Source organism: Candidatus Methylomirabilis limnetica (assembly GCF_003044035.1).
GTDB classification, from domain to species: domain Bacteria; phylum Methylomirabilota; class Methylomirabilia; order Methylomirabilales; family Methylomirabilaceae; genus Methylomirabilis; species Methylomirabilis limnetica.
The window spans coordinates 62,748-84,780 of sequence record NZ_NVQC01000008.1 but is presented as its reverse complement, the minus strand read 5'-3'; the positions used below and the strand labels follow the sequence as shown (position 1 = coordinate 84,780).

At 59.0% G+C, this 22,033-nt stretch carries 20 protein-coding genes; 8 read left to right on the top strand and 12 right to left on the bottom strand.

The annotated features are described in order from the left end of the window. Positions 1–25 precede the first annotated feature (25 nt). The 5 genes from CLG94_RS00970 to CLG94_RS00950 form a co-directional block, all read right to left on the bottom strand. Positions 26–1,102 carry an Mrp/NBP35 family ATP-binding protein gene (locus CLG94_RS00970; protein WP_107561038.1) on the bottom strand — a complete coding sequence of 359 codons (1,077 nt, stop codon included), beginning with the start codon at positions 1,100–1,102 and terminating at the stop codon, positions 26–28. Continuing rightward, positions 1,096–1,440 carry a metal-sulfur cluster assembly factor gene (locus CLG94_RS00965; RefSeq protein ID WP_320414600.1) on the bottom strand — a complete coding sequence of 115 codons (345 nt, stop codon included), beginning with the start codon at positions 1,438–1,440 and terminating at the stop codon, positions 1,096–1,098. The genes CLG94_RS00970 and CLG94_RS00965 overlap by 7 nt, the downstream gene beginning before the upstream one ends. 242 nt (positions 1,441–1,682) lie before the next feature. Continuing rightward, positions 1,683–3,008, bottom strand: a complete 1,326-nt coding sequence (locus CLG94_RS00960; protein WP_107561036.1) for a cbb3-type cytochrome c oxidase subunit I — start codon at positions 3,006–3,008, stop codon at positions 1,683–1,685. After that, positions 2,977–3,591 carry a DUF2249 domain-containing protein gene (locus tag CLG94_RS00955; protein WP_161953951.1) on the bottom strand — a complete coding sequence of 205 codons (615 nt, stop codon included), beginning with the start codon at positions 3,589–3,591 and terminating at the stop codon, positions 2,977–2,979. Before CLG94_RS00955 ends, CLG94_RS00960 begins: the two co-directional genes overlap by 32 nt. 122 nt (positions 3,592–3,713) lie before the next feature. Beyond that, entirely contained in the window at positions 3,714–4,379 is a 666-nt protein-coding gene (locus CLG94_RS00950; RefSeq protein WP_107561034.1) for a Crp/Fnr family transcriptional regulator, read from the bottom strand. Positions 4,380–4,706: 327 nt separating this feature from the next. On the opposite strand from CLG94_RS00950, the gene CLG94_RS00945 reads away from it, so the two are divergent. From CLG94_RS00945 to CLG94_RS00925, 5 genes are all read left to right on the top strand, one after another. Next, positions 4,707–5,252, top strand: coding sequence for a peroxiredoxin family protein (locus CLG94_RS00945; RefSeq protein WP_107561033.1), 546 nt, complete (start codon positions 4,707–4,709; stop codon positions 5,250–5,252). A gap of 365 nt (positions 5,253–5,617) precedes the next feature. After that, a complete protein-coding gene (locus tag CLG94_RS00940) occupies positions 5,618–7,018 on the top strand; it encodes a porin (RefSeq protein WP_107561032.1) in 1,401 nt (466 codons plus the stop codon). Positions 7,019–7,429: 411 nt separating this feature from the next. Continuing rightward, on the top strand, positions 7,430–7,711 hold the full coding sequence (locus CLG94_RS00935) for a type II toxin-antitoxin system RelE/ParE family toxin (RefSeq protein ID WP_107561060.1): 282 nt from the start codon (positions 7,430–7,432) through the stop codon (positions 7,709–7,711). 12 nt (positions 7,712–7,723) lie between these two features. Then, positions 7,724–8,020, top strand: coding sequence for a HigA family addiction module antitoxin (locus tag CLG94_RS00930; protein WP_107561031.1), 297 nt, complete (start codon positions 7,724–7,726; stop codon positions 8,018–8,020). Between the two features lie 96 nt (positions 8,021–8,116). Continuing rightward, positions 8,117–9,013 (top strand): thermonuclease family protein, encoded by an 897-nt coding sequence (locus CLG94_RS00925; RefSeq protein WP_161953950.1) that lies wholly within the window; start codon positions 8,117–8,119, stop codon positions 9,011–9,013. Positions 9,014–9,250: 237 nt separating this feature from the next. Here the strand turns inward: CLG94_RS00925 and CLG94_RS00920 are convergent, their stop codons facing one another. The 3 genes from CLG94_RS00920 to CLG94_RS00910 form a co-directional block, all read right to left on the bottom strand. Continuing rightward, positions 9,251–10,267, bottom strand: a complete 1,017-nt coding sequence (locus tag CLG94_RS00920; protein ID WP_107561029.1) for a trypsin-like peptidase domain-containing protein — start codon at positions 10,265–10,267, stop codon at positions 9,251–9,253. A gap of 343 nt (positions 10,268–10,610) precedes the next feature. After that, a complete protein-coding gene (locus CLG94_RS00915; RefSeq protein WP_107561028.1) occupies positions 10,611–10,880 on the bottom strand; it encodes a PGPGW domain-containing protein in 270 nt (89 codons plus the stop codon). A gap of 16 nt (positions 10,881–10,896) precedes the next feature. After that, positions 10,897–11,796: a phosphoribosylaminoimidazolesuccinocarboxamide synthase gene (locus tag CLG94_RS00910; protein ID WP_107561027.1), complete on the bottom strand. Its 900-nt coding sequence runs from the start codon at positions 11,794–11,796 to the stop codon at positions 10,897–10,899. 217 nt (positions 11,797–12,013) lie between these two features. On the opposite strand from CLG94_RS00910, the gene CLG94_RS00905 reads away from it, so the two are divergent. Continuing rightward, on the top strand, positions 12,014–12,952 hold the full coding sequence (locus CLG94_RS00905; protein WP_239993050.1) for a LysR family transcriptional regulator: 939 nt from the start codon (positions 12,014–12,016) through the stop codon (positions 12,950–12,952). A gap of 41 nt (positions 12,953–12,993) precedes the next feature. Here CLG94_RS00905 and CLG94_RS00900 read toward each other — a convergent pair whose 3' ends face one another. The 4 genes from CLG94_RS00900 to CLG94_RS00885 form a co-directional block, all read right to left on the bottom strand. Then, the gene (locus CLG94_RS00900) at positions 12,994–14,457 is read right to left on the bottom strand and encodes a sigma-54-dependent transcriptional regulator (RefSeq protein WP_107561025.1); all 1,464 of its coding nucleotides are present in this window, start codon (positions 14,455–14,457) and stop codon (positions 12,994–12,996) included. Further along, a complete protein-coding gene (locus tag CLG94_RS00895) occupies positions 14,454–15,671 on the bottom strand; it encodes a two-component system sensor histidine kinase NtrB (protein ID WP_107561024.1) in 1,218 nt (405 codons plus the stop codon). The genes CLG94_RS00900 and CLG94_RS00895 overlap by 4 nt, the downstream gene beginning before the upstream one ends. Positions 15,672–16,109: 438 nt before the next feature. After that, positions 16,110–16,343: a helix-turn-helix domain-containing protein gene (locus CLG94_RS00890; RefSeq protein WP_107561023.1), complete on the bottom strand. Its 234-nt coding sequence runs from the start codon at positions 16,341–16,343 to the stop codon at positions 16,110–16,112. 228 nt (positions 16,344–16,571) lie between these two features. Next, positions 16,572–16,802 carry an Lrp/AsnC family transcriptional regulator gene (locus CLG94_RS00885; RefSeq protein ID WP_161953949.1) on the bottom strand — a complete coding sequence of 77 codons (231 nt, stop codon included), beginning with the start codon at positions 16,800–16,802 and terminating at the stop codon, positions 16,572–16,574. Between the two features lie 300 nt (positions 16,803–17,102). On the opposite strand from CLG94_RS00885, the gene CLG94_RS00880 reads away from it, so the two are divergent. Together CLG94_RS00880 and fdhF are read left to right on the top strand one after the other, a co-directional pair. After that, complete coding sequence (locus CLG94_RS00880; protein WP_107561021.1) at positions 17,103–19,334, top strand: NAD(P)H-dependent oxidoreductase subunit E; 2,232 nt, start codon at positions 17,103–17,105, stop codon at positions 19,332–19,334. Next, complete coding sequence (fdhF, locus tag CLG94_RS00875; RefSeq protein WP_107561020.1) at positions 19,331–22,033, top strand: formate dehydrogenase subunit alpha; 2,703 nt, start codon at positions 19,331–19,333, stop codon at positions 22,031–22,033. Before CLG94_RS00880 ends, fdhF begins: the two co-directional genes overlap by 4 nt.

Here is a 22,033-nt window from a genome sequence, read left to right as displayed (position 1 = left end):
TGGAAAGATACAGAGTTATTGGTTATTAGCGGATGATCACCTGAGGCATCGCCACGGCGGCAGCCTCGGCCTCCAGGCGAACCTTTTCCGCGAGATTGCGGAAGATCAGCGCTTCGGGGGACTCCGGCTTCGCCACGACAACGGGCGCGCCGATATCCCCGCCCTCGCGGATAGCCGGGTTGATGGGGATCTCCCCCAGGAAAGACACTCCAAGCGATTCACTCACCGTACGTCCACCGCCCCGGCTGAAGATGTCGGTTTCTCCCTGGCAGTGGGGACAGATAAAGTAGCTCATGTTCTCCACAATGCCCAGAATCGGGACGCGGGCCTCACGAAACATCTGCAGGCCTTTCTCTGCGTCCATCAGGGCCACGGCGGAGGGGGTAGTCACGATGACCCCACCGGTCAACGGTACGGACTGTACGAGGGTCAACTGGGCGTCCCCCGTCCCTGGGGGAAGATCTACGATCAGGTAGTCCAGCTCGCCCCACCGTACATCATGCAGGAGTTGGCGCAAGGCCTGGGCCACCAAAGGCCCACGCCAGATTATCGGCGACCGATCCCCCAGCAGATACCCCACCGATATCACCTTCAGGCCGTATCGCACAAGCGGGACAATCTTGCCCTCATCCGCCTTGGGACGGCCCGGCTCGCCCAGCATCCGCGGAACATTCGGCCCGTAGATGTCGGCATCCAGCAAGCCCACCGCAGCCCCCGACTGCGCCAGGGCCAAGGCCAGGTTGACGGATACAGTCGTCTTGCCCACACCGCCTTTACCTGAAGCGACGGCGATGATACGCCGAACGCCAGGGAGCGGAGACGGTCCGGGCGCGGAATCCGGAGATGCAGGGCGTGGGCCGATCTGGATCCGCATATCACCGATCCCAGGCACGCGGGCGAGCGTCTCGCGAACCGCAGCCTCCACCTTGGCGATGACCTCGCGATCCTCCGTCGGGACCTGGAGGTCGAGGTACACGTCAGCGCCATCCAGTTGCGTATCCTTCACCACACCGATAGACACGATGTCGCGACTCATCCCCGGGTACTTTATCTGCCGAAGCGCCGCGATAACCGTATCGACCGTCAACGCTGGCGTCACCATGCGGGCCCACCACGTCCAGCGCTGGACATCGTTTGCTTCCCCTCAGGGGTGATCATGTCCGGATTCCAGGCGGGTTCCCACACGACATCGACGGTCACGCCGGTCACGCCGTCCAGCTCATTGAGGCTGCGCTCGATCGCCTGGACGAAAGTGCCATGCAGGGGGCAGCCGCGTGTGGTAAGGGTCATACGGACGGTGACCTCGCCATCATCAATCTGTACGTTGTAGACGAGGCCCAGATCCACGATGTTGACTCCTAATTCCGGATCAATGAGCTTTCGGAGCGTGGTGTAGATCTGCTCTTCAGTCACTGGTGATGTTTCTGGTTCCGTCATCATGCCTCCTTTTCATGTACCTTTAGTACCTTCACTTCTTGAACCTACTGAGGGGGGTTCATTCCCCGCGGCTTGCCCCGAGTTCGTCATACCGGCGGAAGCCGGTATCCAGAGGACCCGACTGGATTCCCCCGCATCAAGTACGGGGCAGGCGTGTCAAGCACGGAATGACGGGCCAGAACAGAAGACGATACCCCGTAGCTTGTGCGAGGTCGGTCATTCTCCAAGCGGATCAACTGCGGGTCTTATGTTCCCACAATCTGCGCCTCCGGAAGCGGCGTCAGGCGTGGAACCAGATGGCAGTAGATCCGACAGACGGCGACGGCGAACGTCAGACCCGCCAGTGCCAACACGAGCGTACCCACCTGCACGAGCAGCCAGGACGTGAAGATCACTCCGGTAACGGTCATCGCGATACCCGCATAGAGCAGCCAGAACTCCATCCGAGGCGTTGACTCACCAAGAATCTGGGCGGCGGCTGGAACAGACCGCAGTCCTATGAGATCGCTGTAACGGTGGTGCCAAACCAGGAACGGGATGATCTTATACATCAGGCCGATGATCATGGCGGAGACCCAGCCCAGGAGTGCCAGGACCCCATAGCCAAAGGCCAGCCGGGCGGCAAACTCATCGCTCGGGAGCCAACCGGTACTCAGCCATAGACCCAGGATCGTCACGATCGCGAGCGTGGTCATGGCGCTCATAGTATGCCGCAGCCCCCAGTCCAATCGCGGACGCCGGCGTACCCGCATGACATCGCGCATCGTCCAGAGGAACAGGCCCACCGCTGTGGCGATCAGGAGAGCGAACAGCGTGGCCCACGGACTTTGCAGCAGGAGCGTCATGTAGAGGCCGACTAGACCGACGTGGAGCAGCCAGAACTCCCAGTAGGCCAGCCGCTCATCGCGAAGCTCACTCAGGCTGAACATGGGGATCAGTTTATAGCTCGCCCCGAAGATCATCATGGTGACCCAGCCGATGCCGGCCAGGTGGGCGTGGGCGTGTATCGTCGTCAGGACCTGACCTCCTAAGAAGTCGAAAATCTTATCGAGCGCCATCAGGTTTCCCATGACCACGGTGGAGGCCAGGTAGACGAGCGCAGCCGCCATGTGTCGCCCCACGATGTCCCAGTGGGGGAGCTGCCACAGTGTGCGCCCCATATTGATCAGGAAAAGTGTCACGGCAACCAGCACCAGACCGGCGCCGAAGGCCAAACCCTCGTGATGACCGATCCAGAAATGGCTCACCATAATCGCGACACCGAGCAGCATAATCCAGTACTGCCAGCAGGCCAGGCGCTCGCTCCACAGCGTGGTCTCCAGGGCGACCGGGACCAACTGGAACGACGCCCCCATGATCGTCATCGTGATCCACCCAAGAGTCAGCAGATGGGTGAGGGCGAGGTCATGCCCCTGATAGTAAAAGTCCAGCAGATTGCTGACCTGCCATGGCGCCCAGAGCATGGCGGTCACGAAGGCTACCTGAGCCGTCACAAAATAGCGTAGCGGCACCCAGAGGGATGGCAGCCTGGCCGGGGCGCTACTTCCAGATCCGGGTTTCGAACCAGCCATGCGTCGTTTCCTCGGTGGAGAAGACGAAGCCCCGCTCCTCCAACTTCGGGTAGAGCAGCATCGGCCGCCGGTCGGTCATGGCCAGGATCTTTCCACCCGCTGCAATCTGAGGGAGATTCTCCAGGATCTTCGCCATCGGCTGTGGTGGCTCTAGTCCACGGGCGTCAACAACGATGGCGTCCCCGACAGGCTCCGCTGGCCTCGACGAGGTGCAGGACGCCGGAGAGGTCGCGGCCTCGGCCCCCGCTCGATAAAACATGATGCACCAATCTTCTGGGCCACGCCGCTGCGTCCAGTGAGCGAGACCCCGTTGCGCCAAGGCAGCGTAAAGCGGTATCGGCTCGAAGATATTACATAGCTTGAGTACCTGGTCGTCTCGGAGGGACATGACGGTTTGCATGATCCTCTGAAACGGCTCTTCGCCTCCCCGCACCTGTTCACGAATATCCAGGATTACCACGCGATCATCGGGTAGATCTCGAAGTACCTCTGGCATTGGCGTACCCGTCGATTGGGTGTCGCAGGTCTTTGGCTCGGGCGTTGGACTGACGTGCCCTTCATGGCAACTGCTCTCGTTGGTCATAAGTCTTTTGCCTCCTTTTTTCTCAGGTTGTTGTTTGCTCAGCGTCCATTCTAGCATAGGGGGGTGATTCAGAGGTGTATGCGACTTTAGTCTCACGCATTACAAGAAGGGCAACGGTGAGGTCAGAGCAGGCGAATCATGGCAGCCCGGCTTACGATGATGACCTGGTGGCGATCGAGCTTGATGGCTCCTTCCTTTTCCAGGGCCTTGAAGGCCCGGCCGATCATCTCTCGGGCCGTTCCCACAACGGACGCTATCTCCTGTTGCGTGAACTGCTGCTTCAGGCGCAGACCTCCTCTGCCGTCATCCTCGGCCATCTCCAAGAGGAACTTGGCCACGCGGCTTGTCACGCTACGGAAGGACAGGTCCTCCACCTTGCGGGTGAAGTAGCGAAGCTTCCCCGCAAACGCCTTGAGAAAGCCGATCGCGATCGCCGGGTGCTCCTCTACCAGGCGCCGCATCTCCTCCCGCCGGATGCCCCAGAGCGCCGCCGGCTCCACCGCCTGGGCGTTGGCGGGGTTCGGCCCACCATCGAAGATCGGGACCTCATTGAAACAATCTCCGGCCTCTGCAATCCGGAGGACCTGCTCGCGTCCGTCGGGGGACAGCTTGAAGATCTTGACCTTACCGGACCGAATCACGTACATCGCCTGGGCCGGCTCCCCCTCCGTAAAGAGAACGTGTCCCTTCTGCAACCGTACCTCAAATGCGTGAGCCCGGATACCCTCCAGTGCTCGCGCATCGAGGTCCTGGAAATACGGAATCGACTTCAACTGCTCTGGCAACATGGCTACCCTGGGATAACGAAACGGGGGAAGTCCCGAACGCCGGTCTTATTGTAGGCGGACGAACGCCGCAGGTCAATCGTTTCACCCCCTAATGTCAATCACGATTTGACCTGCGGCGGTTTTTCCGGTAGTTTTAAGCTTGGCAAGATCCCATGAGGCGACGCCGCACCACTGGGCATGGAAATGCCACTCTGAGGGAGCGGTCAGCATTCAGCTTCTGATACCCCCTTCGCCCTGGCCGAGTTGTCGGGTTACGCTGGGCTAACCCGACCTACAACTGAGCGCTGACTGCTGCATACTGCTTACTAAGAAAGGAATGGCCGGAATATGAGACGCTATCTCTGCTGTTTACTATCCCAGATAGCGATCATCTCCATCATTCTCGGACTCGTTATAGGTGGCACGCCAGGAGGAACTGACGTATGGGCTAATGATGTGCGACCCGAAGAGGGACACTTCGCGCCTGACTTTACGCTGAAGACGCTTGAGGGAAACACCGTTCGGCTCTCGGAGTTTCGGGGCCAGAAGGTTGTGCTGATCAACTTCTGGGCTACCTGGTGCCCCCCTTGCCGGCTAGAGATGCCGACGATGCAGCAGGTCTACTCCGAGTACAAGGCAAAAGGGTTGGAGATCCTCGCTGTCAACATCGAGCCGGACGCACAGCAAGAGATCCGCGACTTCATTAAGGAGCTTCGCCTCACCTTTCCCGTAGCGCTCGACACTGATATGAAGGCCAGTCGGAAGTTCCGGCTTATCGGGCTTCCTGTCTCGATCCTGATCGACCGCCAAGGCATCATTCGCGCCAAAGACATTGGATACCATGACTGGGCCAACAAGGCTTCGAGGACACTGGTTGAGAGCCTCTTGAGGTAGCAATGAGGGCAGCCACGAGGGCTGCCCCTACGTCGCACCCCTCTTATGCATCTCTCTTGCGCATCACCCTTGTCGCCCTGCCTAGAAGATAACCACTCGCCATTCTGGCGAATATGACAATTTTTTCATTTTTGTAAGGAACTCCCCTTCTTGCACAACCGTCCGCGAACCATTTTCCTTCAAAGCTCGTCGCCTAACACTACGTTTTTTCACTGCTCCCCCCTCTTCCTAGCTCTGCTTCAGGTCGCTGCCACTACCGGTCATCTGTCGTTAGCGAAAGCTGGCCCGCTTCTTGCGAATCATATCCATGAGACTCGATCATCGGAGACTTTCTAAGTAGTCACACCCAATGAGGGGAGGGATCGATGAGAATGCGGAAGTTGAAGCATCTGACGGTAACCAGATTAGTAATTGGTGGAGTGCTCCTCCTCGCCGCCGCAGTTGCGGTACCTGCGGCATGGGCCGAGGACGACAAGGATCGCCAAATTCGAGAGCTGCGGCAACGGCTGGAGCGACTGGAGCACATGATTGGCGCAAAGGCTGGGGCTCTACCGACTCCGGCTGCCGCACCGGCACCCGGGGCCCTCGCTGGAGCAGCAGAGGCTCCGCAGAGCATCAGCGATCGGGTCAGAAGCATTGAGGAGACGATCAAGACTGTGCCTCTGCTCTCCACCATGAAGGACTGGAACTTTGGAGGGCACGTCGCCGTGTCTTACAACTATAACTTTAGGGACCCGAAGAGTCAGAACAACGGTCTCAGGCTCTTTGACGACAAGGCGAATCAGTTTGATATCAACCAGGCAGAGCTTTATGTGGAAAAACCGACAACCGAGGCTTCACCAATCGGCTTTGGGGTGGACGTACTTTTTGGACGGGACGCGAAGAAGATCCACTCCCTGGGCCTCGGTATCGACAGCGGTGATGATCCCACGAAGACGGAGCCCTTTGACCTGACGCAGGCCTATGTGACCTACAAGGTACCGATCGGCAAGGGCCTGGACCTGAAAGGCGGAAAGTTCGTGACCCTGCACGGCGCCGAAGTGATCAGGCGGACCGGTAATTTTAATATCTCTCGGTCGATGGCCTTCGCCTACGCTATCCCCTTCACCCACACGGGTGTGATGGCAACCTATCCTGTCACTGACTGGCTTTCGACAACCCTTGGCATCGTAAACGGATGGGACAATACCGACGATAATAACAGAGGGAAATCGTTTCATGGTTCGGCTACCGTCACACCCCCCTTCCTGAAAGATTTCACGCTCACCCTCGGTGGGACATGGGGGGCTGAGCAAGTCTCTAATGCGTTCGACCCTACTCGTGACATTAATCGCAATGGCCCAAAGCGAGGCCTGATCGATCTCGTCGCCACCTATAAACCGATCGCGCCATTGACCCTCACACTGAACTATGACTATGGGAGGCAGGAGGAAGCCTTCGTCGATAACGGCCAGACCGCGATCTGGCACGCGGTGGCGGCCTATGCCGTCTACGACGTGACCGACAGACTGTCGGTTGGCGTGCGGGGTGAGTACTTTAGGGACCAGGATGGCTTCAGGCTCCCAGGCGCAACGCCGGGTAGCAAGCTAGAGGTCTGGGAGACGACACTCACCGGCCGGTATAAGCTCTTCGATCACCTCTTCGCCAGTATTGAGTACCGCCACGATGAGGCGAGGGACAATAAATTGGTGTTTGACCGAGGCGATGGGACCAAAAATGCCAACTCGCAAAATACTATCCAGGGCGAGTTGATCTATCAGTTCTGAAGGTAACGGGCGGCGGCGGCTGTCTCAAGGCAGAGGCAGCCGCCCGAATCCCACAGCGGTTCCAGCCTACCCTCATTGCATCCCTACCGTTCCCCGCTTCGATCGGCCCCGAAACGCCGCTTCAGCCCTCGACCCCCTTCCACTTGACCACAACAAGGAATCCCCGTATCTTAACTGCTAGCTGAAGTCCTAAAGTACGGTAGGCCGGGTTGAGGAACACAACCCAGCTCAATAACCTTGATGGTATCGCCGGAAGTCGTGGCCTGTCGATGACGGTAAGCGGATTGCTGGGATTCACCTCCCTCATGCCAGCCTACTGCGCTGTACGCGAATCCCGCCGCCTAATACCCCACCATCACGACAACGAACTCGATGCTTGACAAACATAAACTAATAGTTTACGTTTGTGTCGTGATTCGATCTTTCACTGATGCCGAGACCAAACGCTTCTACGCGACAGGCAAATCGCGCCGCTTTCCTCCGGCCATTCAGATGCGATCTGCGATGCGTCTTACGCAATTGAATGGCGCGACTCGGATTGAAGACTTGCGCTTACCGCCTTCGAACCGGTTGGAAGCCTTGAAGCATGACCGCGCCGGCCAATGGAGCATCCGCATTAATGACCGATGGCGCGTGTGCTTCCGCTTCGAGAGCGGCGATGCGTTCGATGTCGAGATTGTAGACTATCACTGACAGGAGGTTATGATGTTGAAGAACGGTTTACTGCCCATGCATCCGGGAGAGTTCCTGCGCGAAATACTCGATGAACTGGACATTTCTCAAGCGCAGTTCGCTCGTGCCATTGGCGTTTCTCCTATGCGGGTGTCCCATGTTGTAAACTGTGCGCGCCCGGTGACGGCGGAATTGGCGTTATTGTTCGGCCGGGCGTTCGGTCAGTCGCCGCAATATTGGCTCAACTTGCAAGCGACCTATGACCTGAAAACCGCCGAGGCGGCTATGGGCCGGCAACTGAAGGTAGTTATCGAGTTGGCGCATATTTGAGGTTTTCGTGCCGCCGTCCCTGCATCCCCTTCCACTAAACCACAATCAGGTATGAGACATACGTCGAAATGGATTGATCGGTCGAGTACATGGCAAATGAGCTGGCGCCGCCTATGGCTACCGGTGTTGGTACTCATCGGGGTGCTGTCCTGCACTTCTTGTAGTAGCGCCTATACAAAGGACGAACGTGGTCAGGGCGCGGTGGCAATCGCCGCTCCAGTAGTCGCAGATGAACTCGTCCAGGTCAAGCGGGTCTACGATGGGGATACCATTCTTCTCGAAGATGGCCGTAAAGTTCGGTATCTGGGCATCAACTCGCCCGAATTTCAGGAGCCATTCTATTTGAAGGCCAAACGGCTCAACGAATCGCTCGTCATGGGACGGGAAATCCGTTTGGAGTTCGATCAGGAGAGAACCGACAGTTACGGCCGCGTCCTGGCCTATGTCTTTGCGGGCAACGAGATGGTCAATGCCAGGTTGGTTCAGGAGGGCTTGGCGCAGGCCTTCTTTATAGGACCTAATCGGAAGCATCACGCCCTGCTCCTTCGACTCCAAGCCGAGGCGCAACAACACAAGGTCGGTATGTGGTCTGCACGAGGTCGCGCCAGAGACCTAAAAATCACCACCGTGCACCCTGTTGATCCCACTCAAGACGACCAGTACCCCTCCTACGTTCGCATCGCCAATCTCAGCAACGCCACTATCAATCTGGTCGGCTATGTGTTATCGAATGAGGCGGGACAGAGATACGTCTTCCCTGATGTGAGCGTGGACCCGGGTTACACGGTCATCGTGTCCAACGGAAGTGGAACGGATGGAGTTGCTGCGAAGGGACAACTGGTCGTGCATTGGTCCACGCAGGGCCCAGTGTGGGATCCGAGCGAAGACACCGCCTTTCTCAAGGATCCAAACGGGAACCTTGAGGATACGTTCCATTACAAGGGTAAGCGAGTGAGGCGGTCGGCCCCTCGCTCTAAAAGCAAGGCCCGCTGAGCCAGGGTACGGGTGTATTCTGATCTCGACCTGAAGTGCCCAGCTTATCACTCGAGTCACTGTGCCGTAGGCTTATACGTACAACGTCAGGCCGCACCAAGGGGTGGGCCCGACCTGTCTCCCCTGCTCTCACCGCTTCTCATCCCTCCGGCATGGCTCGGTGACTAACATCTGAACGCTCCGTCTCCTGTATTGCCTGTCCCCAGTAGATGGCTCAGCAGCGGCAACCATCTACCTTTACTTCAAGGCCTTATCAAGGATTTTGCGGAGTTCGGTGCTGGGTTTCGCGAAGCCAAATCGATCATTGGGAGACACCCCATACACCATCCCGATCACCTCACGCTTTGCGTTGAGGAGGGGGGCCCCGCTGCAGCCTTGTTCAATGCCGTCGGATTGAAAGTCCGCGCTGAATGCCTGCCCACCATTCAGTGATTTTTCGAAGATCCCGACCCTTCTTCGAATGCCCCCGACTGGACCGCACACGGTACCAATAACCGTTTCGTTCTGGAGGAGCTCCGGTCGATCGGCTAGGGTGGCTACCGGAAGTGATCGAGCAGCACCCTGTAATCGGAGAAGGAGTATGTCGGAACTCCCAAGCCGCCTTACGATGTCGGCATTGTACTCCTTACCAAGGTGCGTGACCCGTATGCTGCCCCCCTTGTCCAGATGCGCGTTTGTAAGCACATACCCGCGAGGGTCCGCGATAAATCCGTGAGCAAAGCTTTTGACGCTACCTTCGTCATCAACATTCTCAACGGTTACGAGGAAAGGCGGCCCTTGCTCCAGCGCGCGTCGCATTTCTTCTTCTTGATGGCGCGTGGCGTTGACGCTCTCTTTCTCTGCCTCTTTTCGAATCTTCTCTATGGCTTGGATGGCACCCACGCGCTGATTGAGATCGTCGATGCTCTGCGCAATACGGATCGCCTCATCTATCTCGCCGCATTCTCCTGCAAGCCAGGCGGCAACCCAGTACTGCTGCATGGAACGGGCTATCGGTGAGGTAAGGGTTCGCGAGAGGGCAAGGGCTTCCTGAAGCACTCGAATCCCTGGTTCTTTGGGAAACGACAGACACATCATCTTTCCGATGCCGGAAAGCGATTGGGTCTGCTCTTCCTTGTCACGTATCGACCGGGCCTGTCCCAATAGGGCGGAAAACCTTTTATCGAGTGCGGTGTGAGCTTCGCTCCAGCTTAATCGAGGTGCGATGAGTGCAAGGCCAACGAGCAAGGCCATCATCCTCATCTGTCGTTCCATCCCTCACCCTTCCCTCGTTTCGCCTCAGAAAAGAAACTCATTACTGTCTCTATTCATGAAGGATATTGGTAACTACTCAGTAAGGTAGATAGGCTGATGACTGAAGGCTGTTAGGGGTAACACGATGCAGTCGCAAGACATCGAAGCGTATGGGCTTCTTGCCCAATGAGGATTCCTCTCTGAGTGGACCGCAGCCCGGAGACACAGAAGGTCGTGACTGACGCAATTCGTGCCGTGCGAGCTGATGTAGAGCCTTCAGCCTTCGGCCTTCAGTCTAAACGCCTGGGTAGTTACCGTTCGGTATAGCACAAGAGTAGACGGTGCATAGCAGGTAGGAAGGCGATCACATGGATCGTGAATTCTCTTGACGATCACCCTGCACTTTTCTGGAAATGGTATTCTTCAACTGCCTCGTCTTCCACCTAAACCGAACGAGGAGTCTTCTGGCCCAGACGAACTCAGTGGCCAGGATTGCCAGGCCGAGCGGGATGACCAGAACGGCAGGTCCGGGCAGTACGATGAGCACGACCCCAAGCACCAGAACAGTGAAGCCGACTACAATGACGACAACGCGCCTGGCCTGTTTCAGCGTGGTGATCATGAAGCCATACATCAGCCGATGCCTCTCCTCATGACGAAAGATCGGCTCCAGTGAGCTGTATCAGGGCTTCCTGGTACTTGGCACTCGTCCGCGCGACGATCTCCGGCGGCAGCTCAGGGCCTGGCGCCTTCATCTCCCAGGCGATCGACTTCAAGTAGTCCCGCACAAACTGCTTGTCGTAGCTCGGTTGGGATCGCCCTGGCGTGTAGGTGTCGCAAGGCCAGAAACGGGAGGAGTCAGGGGTGAGTACCTCGTCAATGAAGATGAGGTTGCCGTCAAGCAATCCAAATTCGAATTTCGTGTCGGCGATGATGATCCCCCGTTCCAAGGCATACGCCCGAGCCCGCTCGTACAGGGCCAGACTCAAGTCCCGCACCCGTTCGGCCAGCTCCAGGCCAAGCTGAGCCGCTGCCTCGTCAAATGTAATGTTGACATCATGCGCCCCCTGCTCCGCCTTTGTGGAAGGCGTGAAGAGAGGCGGGTCGAGACGGCAGGACTCCAAGAGGCCGGCCGGCAGCGAGATGCCGCAGACAGCACCAGTCTTTTGGTACTCTGCCCAGCCCGATCCAGAGAGGTAGCCCCGGACAATGCACTCAATAGGGAGGGGTTTCGTCTTCCTGACCAGCATGCTCCGCCCCGCAAGCGTCTCCCGGTAGGGCTGACAGGCCTTCGGGTAAGCTTCCACATCCGTGGTGATAAGGTGGTTCGGCGTCAGATCCGCTGTCATCTGAAACCAAAACGCCGAGAGTGCGGTGAGGACCCTTCCCTTCCCTGGTATGGCTGTCGGTAAGACAACATCGAACGCAGAAATCCGGTCTGTCGCTACCAACAGGAGGCTATCGCCAAAGTCATAGATATCTCGAACCTTCCCCCTCGCGTGGAGGACGAGGTCATGGAACTCCGTCCAATGCACTACCGATTCGGTCATGTCAATCCAGACCCTTTCGACTACGTCCCGTAACCACACATCCAATCATGCACTACGCCTCAAGAGTCAGGTGCGAAGCCATCGCGGCTTCACGATATTCGCCAAGCTATTACGCAGTGTGCAACGCTCTCAGTATAAAGTCAAATAAGAAATTTGTGAAATATCTATGGACAATTGTTTATAATCGCACGTAAGAACGACAATAGGAATAATCATTATGACATTTCATCAGCTTCGCGTCTTTCTGGCGGTCGCCAGGCACAGCAGCTACTCCCGCGCGGCCGAGGAGCTGCTCCTGACCCAGCCTGCCGTCTCGGCGCAGGTTCGGGAACTGGAGCGGGCCCTCGATGCGACCTTCTTCGAGCGGGTTGGCCGGACCATCGTCCTTACCGAGGCGGGCAAGGAACTCCTGGTATACGCCGAAAGGATCTGTGCGCTGATCGACGAAGCCAGACTTGCGATGGAAGAGCTCGACGGTCTGAAGCGCGGACGAATTGCCGTCGCCGCCGTGAGCACTGCCGGCGCCTATGTCCTGCCCTCCTTGCTCGGGGCTTTTCAGAAGCGATATCCTGGTATTAGTATCAACCTGGAGGTCACCAACCGCGCGCTTGCGCGAGAACGCCTCCTGCACAATGAGGTTGACCTCGTCGTCATGGGGCGTCCTCCAGAGGAAGTTCCGCATGTGGCCGAGCCGTTTCTCGCTGACGAGATCGTAGTTATCGCCGCCCCATCTCATCCGCTCGCAACGGCCAAGCGGATTTCAGTGGATCACCTGGCCCGGGAGGTCTTTATCGCGCGCGAGGTGGGCTCCGGAACCCGTCTCAATGCCGATGAATTCTTCCGCCACCATGGGGTGAAGCTGCGGGTCGGGTTGGAACTGGGGGATAATAGCGCCGTGAAGGAGGCTGTGGCCGCTGGACTCGGGATCGCGCTCCTATCCCATCATGCCCTTCGCATGGAGCTCACGCTCAAGCGTCTGGTCATACTGGATGTTGCCGGCCTTCCCCTGCGTCGGCAGTGGTTTGTGGTACACCGGGAAGACAAGCATCTCAGCCGAGCAGCGATCGCTTTCAAAGCGTTCCTCCTCACCTCGGCCGAGGCGGTATTGGCATCTACAGGCCAGCCGCAGCCGACCAAAGGTCGCTCACGCCACTGAATCACCGTGCACATCGGAGCTCCACAGCCCGCGAAGGACCTTCACCGGTCCGTCTTTTCTTCGTCGCCGCGGACAGGCGTAATTCCAAGCTCGCGGAGTTTCTTCCGGAGCGTATTGCGATTGATCCCGAGCAACTCGGCCGCCCGAAGCTGGTTTCCGCCGGTCCTCTCCATGACGCGCAAAAGCAGCGGTCGCTCCAGCGTGGCAAGGAAGTACGAATAGATCTGTCCGTCTCGTTCCTGTTTCAGACGGGAAAGCTCGCCCGTGATCCCTTGAGACAGCATCCGATCAAAGGACGATCTGCCGCCGGCAGCGCCGATCTCCTCTACGTGCAGGAGAGCGGCAGGCAAATGCTCCGGCAGGATTAGAGAGGTCGGGGCAAGCACGCAGGCCCGCTTTACAACATTCTCCAGCTCGCGAACATTTCCAGGCCAGCGATAAGCGAGCATCAACTCGAGCGCCTCTAGAGAGACGGTCTTTGGTTCCTGCCTCTGTTCTTCTGCAAACAGGTGGAGGAAGTGGTTCACAAGCAGGGGGATGTCCTCGCTTCGCTCGCCGAGCAGAGGGAGGTTGATGGCCACGACGTTCAGGCGGTAGTAGAGGTCTTCTCGAAAGCTCTTCTGCGCGACGGCGGTCTCCAGATTCTGGTTGGTGGCAGCGATGACCCTCACATCTGCAGACAGCGGCCGTTCGCCCCCCACCCGCTCGAATTGCCGCTCTTGGAGCACACGCAGGATTTTGGCTTGTAGGCCAATATCCATGTCCCCGATCTCATCGAGGAAGATCGTCCCGCCCTCGGCAAGCTCGAACTTGCCGCGTCGAAGGGCGCTGGCTCCCGTAAAGGCCCCACGCTCATGGCCGAACAGCTCGCTTTCCAGGAGATCACGAGGGATGGCAGCGCAGTTGATGGCCACAAACGGACGCGCAGAGCGTCGGCTGTTGTAATGAATCGCTTTAGCCAGCAGCTCCTTGCCGGTGCCACTCTCCCCCCTGATGAGAACCGTCAAGTCGCTGGCGGCCATCTTTCCCACCAGCTTGAAGATCTGCTGCATGGCCGGGCAGAGGCCTACCACGCCCTCGAAGTCAAAAGGCCGGCCGCCGAAGGCCTCCATCTGCGCCACCCGCTCGGTGAGCTCACGGATCTCGAAGACTCGCCGCACTAGAATCGAGAGCTCACCGAAGTCAAACGGCTTGGTAATGTAGTCGTAGGCCCCGCGCTTCATCGCCTGGACCGCAGCCTGGAGTGTGGCAAAGGCGGTCATGATGATGACGGGAAGTTCGGGGCGGGCTTCTTTGATCCTGCTGAGGGTCTCCAGTCCGTCTGCGCCCGGCATCTTGATATCCATGAGAACAAGGTCGATGCTCGGGTCTGTAGCCCGCGTGAGCCCTTCCACCCCATCGGCGGCCAGTACAACCCGATACCCCTCGCGCTCAAGCGCCTTGCGCATGGTCCAACGGATGCTTTCTTCGTCATCAACCACGAGGATCTGTCGTGTCTCGATCATGGCCTGACACCTTGCGTGGTTCGTTGAGGTTCATCATGAGGTAACACGGCTTCGGGTTGCTTCGCCAAGGGAAGCCATACTCGAAACCTGCTGCCCCTGCCTGCTAAGCTTGTCGCCTCCATGGCCCCGCCATGGTCCTCCACGATCCGGAGACAGATGGCCAACCCCAACCCGGTCCCCCTTTCTTTTGTGGTGAAGAAAGGGGTGAACAGGTGGCGCTCGATCTCAGGATCGAACCCGCTTCCCTGATCGATAATATCGGCCACGGCCACCGATCGGCCCCCGCAACGCTTGGCAGACCGCTCATACCATGTTAGAACGGTGAGTTCACCTCCGCCTGGCATCGCCTCTACCCCATTACAGATCAGGTTCAGAAAGAGCTGTCGAATTTCAGAGGGATCAGCGAGGATTTCAGGGAGCTGGGGGTCGTACTGACGCTGAACAGTGATATTGGCAGCGCACAGCGGCGCCCGCTCTAAAAAGAGGACGCTATCGAGGATCTCGTGCAGATTGCATGAACGAAGGACTGGGCCTCGTGGCGTGGCAAACGATAGAAGCTGCTCGACGATCGCGCCTAGCCGATCAACCTCTTTAATGATGACCGAGGTGTACTCTGTAAGCGCGGGGGGAAAATCACGTTCGCCTTCGAGCAACTGGGCCGCCCCCCTGAGGCCGGCCAGCGGATTTCGGATCTCGTGGGCCACCCCTGTGGCAACCGTACCGAGAGCTGCCAGGCGGTCTGATCGCGATAGGCGCTCCTCAAGCTCCCTGATCCCTGTCTGATCCCGGAGCGCCAGGACCATGCCCCGCGCCTGTCCCATGCCATCACTGATGAGGGAGGCAACGGCGCTGATAACCACCTGCGAGCCATCCTGTCTCGTCAGCCTGGCATCGAAGTCAGTATGGGTCCGGCCGCTCTCCATGGTCTTCCGTACCAACTCCTGCAGCGAGCGATCATTCGGAAATATCTGCTCGAAGGGCCTGCCGTGAAATATCTGGGCCGATAGTCTGGCCAGCTCCTCCGCTGCTTGATTGATTGAGCGGATACGTCCGTCCGGCTCGACAATGATAATGCCGTCTTGCAGGCTTCCCAGTAGATCCTCGTGATAGGCTCGCATCGACTCGACCGAGGCGCTGAGCTCCTCGCAACGCCGCCTGAGCTCTTCCAGCTCCGATGCGCTGTCCTTTCCTCGCCTTTCGGATCTCCCCGGCATGCTGCAACCTCTTCTTCTGTGAAGGCATGCTAACTGATTTCTTATGTGGTGACAAGCCGACCCTGCCACTTGCCCCCGCCAAACACCCTACCACGGATACCGGGGGATTGGCATTGACAAAGCAATACCTCATAAGCCTGCGGCGCACCCCCTCCCCAACCCTCCCCCCTCGGAGGGGGAGGGGACGGGTGGGGGGATTTTCGAAGCAACCGGTCTGTACGGACTGAAGGCTCAGTGCCTATGCGTGCTGTTTGGTAGCGTCGTAGGGATGACTGGTCGAATGGGCAAGGCGGTCAAGAGTAACGTGGCGATGAGAGAGCAAGGCTGGCCGCCAGAGTGCGGCCCAGTCAATGGGTCGATAACAGCAGGGATCCTTCGAGTCTGCCTGACTCCGATGTAAATGGGCAGGCGCAGGCTGTTCCCGCCCCATACGGCAACCTAGGATTTACCGTGATGCTTTTTATCGTGGTCACGCTGGCTTTCGACGATCCAGTCTTCGATGGCTTCTTTCTTGAATCGCCAGACGTTCCCTAACTTCCAAGCCGGGAGCGTCCCCTCCCGCGCCATCCGGTAGATTGTCGATTTGTTGAGTCGGAGGAAGCGAGCCACCTCCTCCAGGGTCATGATCGTTGGCCGTTTCTCCTGCTTCTGCGCACGCCTCTCTACCGTCATAGATCGACTCCATAGGCTCCGTGGGCTTCGTTGCCCGCCGCTGCCGTCATCGGCAGTTGTTGATTGGATGATTCACCCCGATCTGTCTTTGATGCCACCGTACGTAACTCTAGATGGCGAATACTGGGCTTGTCAAGTCTTTTCTGACGTTTAGCTATCGATGCCATAATTTGATCGATTGGCAGAGGGGGCAAGACGGAGAGGAGCGATGGCGATTAATGGAAGATGTTACTCTATGACGACGTTCGTAGTGGTGTGAAGCACCCCGGACACCGCCTGGATCTTTGAGATGATCGTGATCCCTAACGTGTTGATATCGGATCCCTCCACAAAGGCGATGATGTCGTGTGGACCGGTCACGGCATGAGAGAGCCTCACCCCGGGAATGCTGGATATCTGCTTGGCCACATCTTTGGACCGACCTGCTGTACACTCAAGGAAGACGAACGCAGACACCACTATACTAACCCCCCTTCCAATGAGACGCTAGGCATCACGCCCTCGCCCAAACATCACCGCACTGAGCTAGACAGCCTCAGCCCTATTTTGTTAGTTTGACACCTTCAGAGCGAAACTGCAACAAAATAATTGTCATCCAGGCACACCTCCTCCGGCCTCACTGCACGCATTACAATGCAACACTATGCCCCTTGACATGAAGACGATCTTCATGCGACTGTCCTGGTACCGTACTAGGTCTATCTCGTTGACCGGCCTGCTTGGTCTTTCTGGTTCAGACGCTAGAGACGCGATGACGCGATGACGCAACGACGCAACGACGCAATTGCGCAGTTCCCCCGGGAGCGGACCTGGCTCCTGCCGGCATTGCAAACGGCGCAAGAGGCCGAGGGCTGGCTCAGTCCGGAGAGCCTCGTGGTGGTAGCCCTACATCTCCGGGTTCCCACGAGCGAGGTGTACGGAGTGGCCACCCAGTACCCGGAGTTCCGCCTTATCAAACCGGGATCCCGCCTGGTTAGGGTGTGTACAGGCGTGAGCTGTCGCATCCAGGGTGGTCTTACACTGCTCCACGCCCTCCAGGACCGCCTTGGGCTCATGGCCGGCGAGACGTCGCCGGATCACAGCGTCACTATCGAAGAGGCCGACTGCCTCTTCAGGTGTGGGGTGGCCCCTGTGGTCGAGGTGGATCACCGCTGCTATGGACGGCTCGGGACGGACCGGCTCGACCGCATTTTTGATCCTCCATCTCCTCGAAAATCTCTCGTCTCAGTCCCGTCCCTGTTGAAGCCAACTGGCGACACTCCGATGGCTGCCCTCGCGCGGCTTGTCGAACAATCCCTCACCTCTCTGCCCTCAGAAAATCCCCCCCACCCGGCCCCTCCCCCTCCGAGGGGGGAGGGTAAAGGAGGGGGTGAAGATGCCTTTTCGTGGGCCGTTGTGAGACCTGGCCTCGTGAGGCATCCTTCAGAACTCAGGCTCGTCGTCGGCGTGGGGAGCTGTAGCGGGTCGGTCGGGGCCGACATCCTTATGGATCGGCTGGCAGAGGAGGTTGAGCGCCAAGGGCTGTCCGCGACCGTCGTGGAGGGGGGCTGCAACGGCATGTGCTACGCCGCTCCCGTTGTGGAACTCTACCGACCCGGCTGGCCAAGAATTACGCTCAAGGCGGTGACCCTCGATCATGTGATCCCGTTGGTCTCCGCGCTAAAGGCTGACCGCCCACCCTCTGGAATTGAGGCGGTGGCCTGGCAGGAATCGTCCTGGCGCGGAATCTCCGGCCTCGACCAGGAGCCGTTCCTTCGTGGCCAGCATCGAGCTGTCCTCGATCGCTGTGGCGTAGTTGATGTAAGCGACCTGGCCGACGCCTTGCGTCAGGGGAGCTACGCGGCTTTCGCTCGCACCCTCGAACAGGGCGACCCGCTGGCCGTCATCAGCGAGGTTAAGGCGTCCGGCCTTGCCGGGCGTGGCGGGGCGTACTTCGGAGCCGCGCGTAAATGGGAGGCCTGCCGCAACTCAACAGGCTCTCCCAAGTACCTCGTGATCAACGGCGAGGAGGGTGAGCCTGGAATCTTCAAGGACCGCCATCTGATGGAGGGTGATCCCCATCGGCTCTTGGAAGGAATCCTCCTGGCAGCCTTTGCCTCTGGAACCAGCCTCGGCATTCTCTTCATCAACGGTGAGGCGGATCTCTCGGCCCATCGGATGCGGACCGCACTTCGATCGGCTGAGGCGGCCGGACTGCTTGGCGAGCGGATCCTCGGAAGCGATTTCTCCTTTCACCTGGAACTTCGGCGAGGCGCGGGCGGCTTTATCCTCGGAGAAGAGACGGCGCTCATGGAAGCGATCGAGGGCAATCGCGCTATGCCTCGCCCTAAACCTCCGTTCCCTGTGGAGGCAGGGCTGTGGGGCAAGCCTACGGTTATCAACAACGTGGAGACTCTTGCGGCTGTGCCGCTTATTGTGAGTCGAGGGGCCGCATGGTTTGCGGCTCTCGGGGGAGGACGGGGGACCAAGCTCTTCGGCCTCTCCGGCCATCTTGCCAGAACGGGGATCGTAGAGGCGCCGATGGGCGTGACGCTCCGGCACCTGATTGAAGAGATCGGCGGAGGAAGTGGAAATGGACGGCCCCTGAAGGCGGCGCTCGTCGGTGGACCATCCGGCGTGATCGTCCACCCGAGCCAGTTCGATGAGCCGCTGGTCCCGGGCGGCAACCTCTCTCCGGGAAGCGGAGGTGTGGTTAGTCTCGACGAGAGCGTCTCCATCGGCGACGTCACTCGGACACTACTCGCCTTCAATGCGCGGGAGTCGTGTGGAAAATGCACGCCATGCCGAGAGGGAACAGGTCGCCTGCTCGCGCTCCTTCAGCAGCCTCAGAACTCTGGCCGGCGGCAAGAGCTCGAGGAACTGGCCCAAGTGGTGCGGCTGGCCTCGCTGTGCGGCCTCGGTCAATCGGCGCCCCTATCCCTCCTTTCAGCGGTTGATCAGTTTCCTGAAGAGATGCTCTCAATCCCGCCAGATACCACTGGAAAGGTATGAAGATGGGCGATGCGGTCGTCAGTCTGACTATCAACGGAACCAGTGTGGCGGTCCAACCCGGCGCGACGGTCCTCGACGCCGTGAACCGGCTTGGCCTCCCGCTCCCGCAGCTCTGCAAGGATCCCGACCGCCCTGCCCTCGGTGCCTGCCGGACCTGCCTGGTCAAGGTCGAAGGGATGCACGGCTTTCCAGCTTCCTGTCATCTCCCCGCCCGCGAGGGGATGGTGGTCTCGACTAACGATCCCGTTCTCACACGGATCCGAAACGGGGTCCTTGACCTCACGTGCGGTATGGCGACCCCCTCGTTGAATCGGCCTGGGTTTGGTCAGCTCTCCGATGCCTGCGCCAGACTCGGGTTCTTCCAGCGCCGCCATATGCCATGGCGACACACGCCTGTGGACGATACCAAATCGTTCTTCGTCCTTGATCGGGATGCCTGCATCCTGTGTGGGCGCTGTACCGTAGCCTGTAATGACGTCCAACAGATCGGCGCTATCGCCTTGTTGGGGCGAGGCGCCCGGACTACGGTGGGAGTCTTCGGCGACGGATCGCTCGCTTCCTCCGTCTGTACTTCGTGCGGGCAGTGCGTCGCCACGTGTCCCACGGGGGCCATCCGGCCGAAGGAAGCGCCCGCGCCTGTCATGCGGGAGGTCGAGACGACCTGCCCCTACTGTGGCGTCGGCTGCGGCATACGCCTTCGCGTTCGCGCCGATGGTCGCCTCGCGCTGATAGCCGACGATGTCCCCACGAATCGATCGAGTCTCGGCATGCTCTGTGTCAAGGGCCGATTCGGTACAGGGTTCATCCATGCAGCCGACCGGATCACTCCCCCCATGGTGCGCCGCAATGGGAGTTGGCATCCAGTATCCTGGGACGAGGCGCTCGATGCTGCGGCGGAGGGATTGGTCACAAATCGGGGACGCTTCGGGGCGCTCGCCTCGGCGAAGGCAACCAACGAGGATGGCTATATCGTCCAGAAATTTGTCCGGGCCGTGATGGGCACCAACAACATCGACCACTGCGCGCGCCTCTGTCATTCGCCTTCGGTCGTGGCAATGCTGCGCTCACTGGGATCTGGGGCTACCTCCAACTCCTACGACGATTACGAGGCGGCCGGCTGCCTCATGGTCGTCGGCTCCGACCCGTCATCGAACCATCCGGTGATCGCCGTCCGCCTTCGCCAAGCCGTGAGTCGTGGCGCCAGGCTCATCGTCGTGAACCCGAAACGGATCGAGCTGTGCGACCAGGCGGACCTCTGGCTGCAGCAGCGACCCGGTACTGACGTAACCCTCTTTAACGCGATGGCTCGGGTGATTATCGATGAAGGGCTAACGAATCTTGAGTTCATGCGGAACCGGACCGAAGGATTCGAAGCCTGGCGCGAGTCGCTGGAACCGTATACACTACAATTCGCTGAACAGGTAACCGGCGTCCCACAGGAGCAGATCGTTCAGGCTGCCCGCTGGTATGCAAAGCCTCTCTTCGCCGGTTCTTGCCTCATCTGGGGGATGGGGATAACCCAGCACACCAACGGCACCGCCAACGTTCATGCCCTCCTGAACCTCTCCCTTGTCACCGGACAGATGGGTTTTGCCGGCTCCGGTATCTCGCCGCTCAGGGGCCAGAATAACGTCCAGGGGTGCTGTGACGCCGGATGCCTCCCCACCCATCTGCCTGGCTATCAGCGCTACACTCCTGAAGCCCTGGAAAAGTTCGAGGCGGCCTGGGGCGTTCGAATTCCCAACAGTGCAGGAATAACGCTTACTGAAATGATAGAGGCATGTCTAGATGGGTCGATCCGAGCCATGTACATGGTCGGCGAAAACCCCCTCCTCACAGAACCCAATCTTCACCACGCCACACGGGCGCTTTCCAACCTCGACTGCCTCGTAGTCCAGGACCTGTTCCTCCACGAGACCGCCGAACTGGCCCACGTCTTCCTCCCCGCGGCAGCCTTTGCCGAGAAGGAGGGAACGTTCACCAACTCGGAGCGGCGGGTTCAGCGAGTAAGGAAGGCGCTCGATCCACCGGGAGAGGCAAAGCCGGACTGGTGGATTACATCTGAGTTGGCACGACGGGTAGCCCAACGGCTTGGTGTGCTGAGTTCGGGGTTCGAGTACTCCCACCCGGCTGAGGTCTTCGAAGAGATGGCGAGACTGGTCCCGTTTCTCGCCGGGATCTCTCACGACCGACTAGACCGGGAAGGGGGGATCCAGTGGCCATGTCCGACATCAGATCACCCGGGCACCCGCTTCCTATATGCTGAGTCGTTCCCCATCGGGAAGGCACAATTTGTCCCCGTCGTGCAAACGGCTGAGGCGGCCGAACTACCTGATCACGATTTTCCGTTTCTCCTGAACACCGGCCGTATCCTCTACCACTGGCACGGTGGGACGCTCACCCGGCGCGTCCAGGGACTACTCGAACTGGCGCCACGACTCGAGGTCGCCATCAACCCGGAAGACGCCCGGCGACTCGACATCGATCAGGGGACGCTCGTTCGACTCACCTCCCGTCGTGGCGAGCTGACCGCATACGCCCAGATCACCGAGGCCGTACGAGCAGGAGAGGTCTTTATCCCATTCGTGAAGCTTGCCGAGTCGGGAGCCAATATCCTGACCAACTCGGTCTACGACCCCTTCGCCAAGATCCCAGAGTACAAAGTCTGCGCCGTCATGATCGAACGGCTCGGCAAGTGA

Coding starts and splice junctions, on each gene's coding strand:
- CLG94_RS00970 (WP_107561038.1), bottom strand. CDS start 1,102: ATGGTGACGCCAGCGTTGACGGTCGATACGGTTATCGCGGCGCTTCGG.
- CLG94_RS00965 (WP_320414600.1), bottom strand. CDS start 1,440: ATGATGACGGAACCAGAAACATCACCAGTGACTGAAGAGCAGATCTAC.
- CLG94_RS00960 (WP_107561036.1), bottom strand. CDS start 3,008: ATGGCTGGTTCGAAACCCGGATCTGGAAGTAGCGCCCCGGCCAGGCTG.
- CLG94_RS00955 (WP_161953951.1), bottom strand. CDS start 3,591: ATGACCAACGAGAGCAGTTGCCATGAAGGGCACGTCAGTCCAACGCCC.
- CLG94_RS00950 (WP_107561034.1), bottom strand. CDS start 4,379: ATGTTGCCAGAGCAGTTGAAGTCGATTCCGTATTTCCAGGACCTCGAT.
- CLG94_RS00945 (WP_107561033.1), top strand. CDS start 4,707: ATGAGACGCTATCTCTGCTGTTTACTATCCCAGATAGCGATCATCTCC.
- CLG94_RS00940 (WP_107561032.1), top strand. CDS start 5,618: ATGAGAATGCGGAAGTTGAAGCATCTGACGGTAACCAGATTAGTAATT.
- CLG94_RS00930 (WP_107561031.1), top strand. CDS start 7,724: ATGTTGAAGAACGGTTTACTGCCCATGCATCCGGGAGAGTTCCTGCGC.
- CLG94_RS00925 (WP_161953950.1), top strand. CDS start 8,117: ATGAGCTGGCGCCGCCTATGGCTACCGGTGTTGGTACTCATCGGGGTG.
- CLG94_RS00920 (WP_107561029.1), bottom strand. CDS start 10,267: ATGGAACGACAGATGAGGATGATGGCCTTGCTCGTTGGCCTTGCACTC.
- CLG94_RS00915 (WP_107561028.1), bottom strand. CDS start 10,880: ATGTATGGCTTCATGATCACCACGCTGAAACAGGCCAGGCGCGTTGTC.
- CLG94_RS00910 (WP_107561027.1), bottom strand. CDS start 11,796: ATGACCGAATCGGTAGTGCATTGGACGGAGTTCCATGACCTCGTCCTC.
- CLG94_RS00905 (WP_239993050.1), top strand. CDS start 12,014: ATGACATTTCATCAGCTTCGCGTCTTTCTGGCGGTCGCCAGGCACAGC.
- CLG94_RS00900 (WP_107561025.1), bottom strand. CDS start 14,457: ATGATCGAGACACGACAGATCCTCGTGGTTGATGACGAAGAAAGCATC.
- CLG94_RS00895 (WP_107561024.1), bottom strand. CDS start 15,671: ATGCCGGGGAGATCCGAAAGGCGAGGAAAGGACAGCGCATCGGAGCTG.
- CLG94_RS00890 (WP_107561023.1), bottom strand. CDS start 16,343: ATGACGGTAGAGAGGCGTGCGCAGAAGCAGGAGAAACGGCCAACGATC.
- CLG94_RS00880 (WP_107561021.1), top strand. CDS start 17,103: ATGACGCAACGACGCAACGACGCAATTGCGCAGTTCCCCCGGGAGCGG.
- fdhF (WP_107561020.1), top strand. CDS start 19,331: ATGAAGATGGGCGATGCGGTCGTCAGTCTGACTATCAACGGAACCAGT.